General features: G+C 53.9%; 4 protein-coding genes. 1 reads left to right on the top strand and 3 read right to left on the bottom strand.

Annotation, left to right across the window (positions count from 1 at the left end):
• The first annotated feature begins 116 nt into the window (after positions 1–116).
• Positions 117–1,436, top strand: coding sequence for a PQQ-binding-like beta-propeller repeat protein (locus Q0294_RS19535; protein WP_299468804.1), 1,320 nt, complete (start codon positions 117–119; stop codon positions 1,434–1,436).
• A 32-nt stretch (positions 1,437–1,468) separates the two neighbouring features.
• On the opposite strand, the gene Q0294_RS19530 is transcribed toward Q0294_RS19535, so the two are convergent.
• The 3 genes from Q0294_RS19530 to Q0294_RS19520 form a co-directional block, all read right to left on the bottom strand.
• On the bottom strand, positions 1,469–2,566 hold the full coding sequence (locus Q0294_RS19530; RefSeq protein WP_299468802.1) for a sialidase family protein: 1,098 nt from the start codon (positions 2,564–2,566) through the stop codon (positions 1,469–1,471).
• A gap of 98 nt (positions 2,567–2,664) precedes the next feature.
• On the bottom strand, positions 2,665–5,832 hold the full coding sequence (locus Q0294_RS19525) for an efflux RND transporter permease subunit (RefSeq protein ID WP_299468800.1): 3,168 nt from the start codon (positions 5,830–5,832) through the stop codon (positions 2,665–2,667).
• A gap of 88 nt (positions 5,833–5,920) precedes the next feature.
• The coding region (locus tag Q0294_RS19520) for an efflux RND transporter periplasmic adaptor subunit (RefSeq protein ID WP_299468798.1) at positions 5,921–7,126 on the bottom strand (1,206 nt) is incomplete at its 5' end.

The following is a 7,126-nucleotide window of genomic DNA, read 5'->3' as shown; positions in this document are numbered from 1 at the left end:
TATTGAACAAGATATAATCCGAAGATTGATCATTCGTCGCTCACTCTTTACATTTACGAGACACACAAATAATTCCTACATCGCAGGCTGCCGCCAATAAAAAGGAACTCCTTCAAATGCCAGTTCGAATTCTCTCTGCCATGACTTTGCTGCTCTTCGCTTCTTCCTTCGCCGCCGCCGAAGATTGGTCGCAGTGGCTGGGACAGAATCGGGCAAGTGTCTGGGAAGCCTCTAACATCGTCGACTCCTTTCCCCAAGAGGGGCTGGAAGTCGAATGGCGGGTTCCCGTCGGGCTGGGATACAGTGGTCCTGCAGTGGTGAATGACAAAGTTTATCTGATGGATTACATCAAAACAGAAGGAGAGCTGATCAATAATCCGGGCGGCGCATCAAAACTTCAGGGCGAGGAAAGAGTCCAATGCTTTTCTGCTGATACCGGCAAAGTGATCTGGGAATATAAATACAACTGCCCCTATGAAATCTCCTACGCAGCCGGCCCCCGCTGCACTCCCACCGTCGCCGATGGCAAGGTCTATACGCTGGGAGCAGAAGGGAATCTAAACTGTCTGGATGCAGATACCGGCAAAGTCCTCTGGAGCAAAGATTTCAAAACCGATTATAAGTCTAAAACAGCCATCTGGGGGCACGCTGCCAGCCCTCTGGTTGAGGGAAACACGCTGTATTGTCTGGTAGGCGGCAAAGACTCAATCGCCGTCGCCTTCAATAAAGATACTGGCGAAGAACTCTGGAAAGCATTGGACAACCCAGAAACCGGCTATTGCCCGCCGACCATGATTTCTCATAATGGCACGAAACAACTTTTGATCTGGCACCCTGGTTCACTGAATTCACTTGACCCCAAAACGGGCAAAGTCTTCTGGTCGATTCCCCTCAAACCCGGTTTCGGTATGTCAGTCACTGTTCCCCGCCAGCAGGGCGATTTCCTCTATGTCTCCGGCATCGGCGATGAAGCCGCCTGGATTCAATTGAGCGGCGATCAGAAACCCTCTGCCAAAGTAGTCTGGAAAGGCAAATCCCGCTCCGCCCTGTTCTGCTGTAACAGCACCCCCTTCATTGAAGGCGATACAATTTACGGCAGCGATATCCAGTCGGGCGATTTCATCGCCGTCAACCTGAAAGACGGAAACCGCCTCTGGTCCACCAAAAAAGTGACCGACGCCGGTCGACGCGATCGCCATGCCACCGCGTTCATCGTGAAACATGACGACAAGTTTTTCCTGTTCACCGAAAAAGGGGACCTGATCCTCGCCGAGCTCTCACCCACCGGCTACAAAGAAATCAGCCGTTTCCACGTGCTCGAACCGACCAACGAAGCCTTCGGTCGCCCCGTCGTCTGGAGCCACCCTGCTTTCGCGAATCAGTCTCTCTTCGCCAGAAACGATAAAGAACTTGTCCGCGTAAGCCTCAAAAAATAACAGCCACGCTCAGAGAGCGGCTGGTGCCGTGATCACGGATTACCGGCAACAGGCGCGTTCCACACGGTCATCCCCAGATGATAACCGGTGTGTTGCGGGGAATTGTTCGAATACCAGGCTGTAACCACACTGCCGTCGGCTCGTTGTACGCTGGAAGGATAACCGCAATCGCCTCCATCAGCCGTCTGCGCCAATTGCAATGGGTCGCTCCAAGAGCGGCCATCGTCACTGCTGAGCTTCGCACACACACCGCGCCGCCCCTCGACTCGAACCCCGTAGCTGAGTAACAGTCGCCCGTCCGCCAGCCGGGTCAGATGTCCGTTAATCTCGTTACGTTCCGTGACAGGTTCCGGCTTCTGCCAGGTCACCCCGTTGTCGTCACTACGGATCAGCTCCATTTTATCGATTCGTGCTGCTGCCAGCCAACTTTTCTCTCCAAGGGGAAACAGATCGGTTTCATTGTGACGTGCTCCGATGACCGAAACCACTTTCCAGGTCCTGCCATCGTCATCACTCTGCAAATGTGATGAGCGCCATCCCTTGGTTTTGGTTGACTGGGAAGGATCTTGAAACTCCCCCTGATAACATGAAACGTGCAACGCGCCATCAGACCCCGTCCAGAGATCGCCGAACGGAATGTACTCAGACCAGCCCGCTTCCGGAGCCGGAAAGGCTTCGCGTTTTTCCCAGGTGCGACCTCCGTCGCTTGAACGCAGAACCCAGCTCCGCAAGATGGCATCGCGAAACGCAGACTGCTTAGGACGATCTGGTTGTTTGACATTACTCCAGCCGGAGCACAGCACCACCAGATCGCCATTTTTCGCCAGTCCTGCCGCATGATTCATACGCACCGTGTTCGGTTCATGTCGGGTGACCGTACTACGTTTCTTCCAGTGTATGCCATCGGAACTGGCCCAGCAGTCAACGTCCCCTTCCTGTTGACCGTGGCTCGGTTTGTTGTGAAAGACAGCGATAATCGTTCCATCCGGCATCAGAGTGAGGTTCGGCCAGGCACACACGTTCTCGACGGCAACCACCTGCTGCAGTATTTCCGGCTCATTTGCCGAAAGCCCACCCGTCAACAATAAAGACATCGCAACAGTCACAAATCTCAATCTCACAATACGCATAATGCCCCCTGGCTTAATTCAGTGCGTTTTCAATTTCACATCCATGACTCTAGATCGTAATCATTTTTGAAACGGGTTGCACGAATTCTTTACGAAATTTATCGCAGCACAGGCAGCCGGGCTTTCAGTTTTGCCAGAACCGTTGATTGCTCAGGGGACGTTTCTCCTTCGCCGGCAGTGACACGCAGCGGGCAGTTGCGGCACATGACCAGGATGTAAGCGGAGGGGATAAAATACAGCGCCAGTAACGTAGCGCCTCCCACACCGCCGGAAATCGTAATCGCCAGAGGAGGCCAGAACCCGCCGCCGGCAATGACTAAAGGCACAAAACCGGCAACGGTCGTCAGCGACGTTGCAACGACGTGTCGCGTGGATCGCAGGACAACATCGCGGATCACAACGCGGTTGCCTCTCCGTGCTTCCGGATTTGCACGTAATTCCGCCAGCACCACGATTGCATCGTTTATCGCAACCCCCGCCAGTCCCATCGAGCCGACAATCGCCATGAAGCCAAATGGAAAGCCGAACAGCCAGAGCATGCCCAGTCCCAGGCCGATTGAAAGCACGCCGACTGTTCCTATCAGACCTGCCATCCGAAACGACGAGAATGACAGCACCAGCGTCGCCACCATCAGGACCATCAGCACGCCCACATTGACCAGCAGGTTCCCGACTGCGTCATCCCGCTTGGACGCTTCCCCGCCCCACTCGAGTCGATAGCCGGCGGGAAGCTGAAATCCGGATCGCTTTAAATTGCCTTGAAAGTCGGCCAGCACTTTCGCGGGCAGAATCCCTGCAGGAATGTAAGCCTGGACTTCGTTCATCCGCTCGCCATTGAAGTGAGAGATCGCCGCGATTTCTGACGACATCTTCACTTCGGCGAGCGCCGTCAGAGGGACAAATTGTGCCTGCCCGTCACTCGTTTTTTTATTGGAGATGAGTTGGAGAGACGCAATCGCATCAATCGAACCGCGCTGCGCGTGGGGCACGCGGATACGAACCGGCAGTTCCTCGGTCTCTTCGAGAATACTCCCGCCGAGTGCTCCTTCCAGCGCCGCGTTTAATTGATTCGAAATCTCTGCATGATCCAGTCCCGCCAGCCGTGCCTGCTCTTCATCAATTTTCAATGTCAGCTTGGGCAGCGGATCTGCCAGTTCGGCTTTATGATGCAGCACGTCGGGTGTCTGACTGAGAATCGTCCGCAGTTCATCACCAAGCTCACTTAACTGATGCAGGTCGGGACCAAACAGCCGAACCTCAATCGGAGCGTCAAACGGCGGCCCCTGCTCTAACTGTCTGACCAGGACCCGCGAGTGCGATACTTTTCGATCAAGTTCCCGCTGCAACTCATGAATCAAAGCCTGACCGCCTGCTGCCGAATTGAGCTGGACGAGCGCCTGGGCATAATTCGAGGAATTCTCGCGTTTGGCGATGATATTATAGTAAAACTGAGGCGCACTCTCGCCTAAAAACCATTCGATCCCCTTCACCTGGGGATGCTGCAACACGACCTGCCGGATGGTCTCAATCGTAGCCTGTGTCTCTTCCAATGAGGCGTGTGCGTTTAATTCCAGTTCAATATTAATCTGATCGCGATCTGCAGGAGGAAAGAACTGTTCCGGTAGATCACGGGCAACGACAAAACCGCATACAGGCAGAACACAGCCCAAAGCAACCCCGAGCAGCGGCCGCGCAAACAGATAATCGAGTGACTTCTGGTAAGCGGCTTTCAGCCCCGCATGACTGTAACCGACCTGCCACCAGTGGGAATTTTGTGGATCTTCATTCTGATCGGCAAACAAGGCGGCGATCGCGGGTATTACCGTCATCGCCAGAAAGAAGGAACTGCAGATGGCCAGAATCACACTGACGGCGATCGAACCGACGAATTCTCCCGCCGGTCCCGGCATTAACGCAATCGGAGCAAACGCCAGTACTGTGGTTAATGTCGATCCCAGTAAAGGAACCGCCAAATGCCGGACTGTGGAAATCACCGCGTCTTCCGGCGCCATCCCTGTGTGTAATTTTGCACGCACTTCATCGACCACAACGATGGCATTATCGATTAGTAATCCAAGCGCGATGATCAACCCCGTCACCGACATCTGATGAATGGGAATGTCCAGAACGCGAAGTCCCGCCAACACCATGAACGCTGATAACGGGAGCGCCGTTCCGATGACCAGGGCATTCCGCCAGCCCATCATGAACACGATCACCGCGATGACAGCTAAACCACCAAACAACAGGTTCCACACCAGACCATCCAGCCGCGCTTCCACGTAACGATTCTGATCGAACAGCGTCTGCACCATCACGTCATCGGCCAGTGTCTGTTCAAATTCCCTGATCGCTGCTTTCGCCGACTGACTCCAGTGATCAATCCGCACGCTGTCCCGCACAAACATCCCCAACGTGACTGCCGGCTTCCCGTCTGCAATCACCAGACTGCTCAAAGGCAATGCCACTCCCTTTTTGATCGTAGCAATGTCCCCTAACTGCACGGAATGTCCTTCCGAGCCAAACTGAACCGGCGTATTTGCGATCCGCGAGAGGGAATCCAGTTCTGAATCAACGTCGATCAGCAGATCACTTTTACTTCCGCGTAACAGCCCGGCCGTCAGTTTGGCGTCAGACGATTCCACCTGATCCGCAATTTTCTGAACGCTCAAGCCCAGAGCTGCGATTTTATCGGGTTGAATTTCCACAACGATTTCTTCATCAGGATCGCCAAATGTGTCAATGTCTTCCGTTCCGGAAATCGCCCGCAACCGATCTTCCAGTTGTTTCGCCGTCCGCCGCAAAACGGCGTAATTAACAGCATTCGGGTTATCCCAGACCAGAGCGACAATCAGCGCATAGGCTTTGACTTCCAACTCTTCAAAATCCGGTTCCTCGGCTCCTGCGGGAAATTCAACGCGTGCATCGTCGATCTTGTCCCGGATGCGTGACCAGACCTCGTCGACTTTATACACGTCGTCGCGCAATTCAATCGTCATTGAAGACATGCCGGACCGGGAGATGGATCGCAGTTCTTTGATCTCGTCGATCTCTCGGAGTTCTTCCTCGATTTTTTCAGACACCAGCGATTCGACTCGTGTCGCGTCGGCTCCCGGGAAGCGGGTATTCACGCGAGCCACCCGCTGCGTGAGCACGGGATCTTCCATCCGGGGCAGTACATAATAACTGGATAAGCCGGCGACAGAGATCAGTGCGATCATCAGGATCAATAAGCGACGATTCCGATAAAACAAGCCTTCCAGCATGATTGAATTCCCCGTTGATTCCCTGAAAGGTGTTCCTCTGAATGTTTGATTGCGGCGCTGTTGATTCTCGTTTCAGTCAGACTTTGATTTAGCGGCTCGACTTGATCATCACTCGTTGTGTGCTGGCCAGCTTATGGATGCCATCTACGACAATCCGGTCTCCTGTTTGCAGCGTGCCCCGTACCAGTACCCGGTCTCCTTCCGTGTGTAATACTTCAACCTGTCGTTTTTCCAGCACAAATTCACTGTCGCTGCTGCCTGCTATAACAGCATAAGCAGACCAGAGCCCGCGTTCTCCTCGCGCCAGTGCACTGAGCGGCAGCCAGAAACCCTGCATCTGAACCGGTTCTTCGATCTCAATTCGAATCACCTGTCCCGGAACAAGCTGCTGCGCGGCTTCCGGGCTCAGAGCCAGAACCACTTCCTGCGTGCGGGTCACCGGATCAAGCTCGGGTAAAATGGCCTTGAGTGTGGATTCATATGTTTTTCCGTTAAGCTGCACTTTTTGCTGTGTGCCATGCTTCAGGTCTTTGACCATCTCCACCGGAACGCCAATATGCGCTTCCAGTTTCTGATCTTCAACCAGTCTGAATAAAGGCGCGTTGGGTGAGATCACGGTCCCTTCGTCGGCATACCGTTTCGAAATCCGACCGCTGAAGGGAGCAGTCAATACGGCATCGTCGAGATCCACCTGATTATCCGCCAGTGACGCATCCAGATTGGCAACGACCGCTGTCTGAGCAGCAATCTGTTCTTTGCGGGTTCCTTCCTTCAGTTCCGACAGTCGACTGCGTGCGGCGTCCAATTGGGCTGTCTGCTGTTCGACCTCGTATTGTGACGCTTCAAAATCCGATTTGGAAATCGCATTGCGTTTCAGTAGTTCCTGATTGCGCGTATGATCGGCCTGCAGATTTTTGAGTTTTGCAGAAAGTTGCCTGACTTCCGCTTCCGCAACGGCAATCGTCTGTGCACGCGGTCCTGCTTTCAATTCATCAAGTTTTGCCTGAGCGGCTGCCCGCTCTGCCTGCAGCTTCAAACGAATGACATCCAGATGCCGCGTATTCAAATTCGCCAGGGTCATTCCCGCCTGAACCTGATCCCCTTCATCGACGGCGATCTTGATCAGTTTGCCACTCCGTTCGAATGCCAGCTCACTGGTACGCGAAGCAGCCACTTTTCCTGTATAATTTCGCTTGCGTACGAATGAATCGACAGGTTTGAGTTCTGTCACTTCAACGGGGACACCCTTCTGCTCTGAACCAGCAGACGAGATTTCCGTCGAATAAGCAACGTC

It is taken from the genome of uncultured Gimesia sp. (genome assembly GCF_937919775.1).
Lineage (GTDB): Bacteria > Planctomycetota > Planctomycetia > Planctomycetales > Planctomycetaceae > Gimesia.
This window is presented reverse-complemented; position numbering and strand designations above follow the sequence as displayed.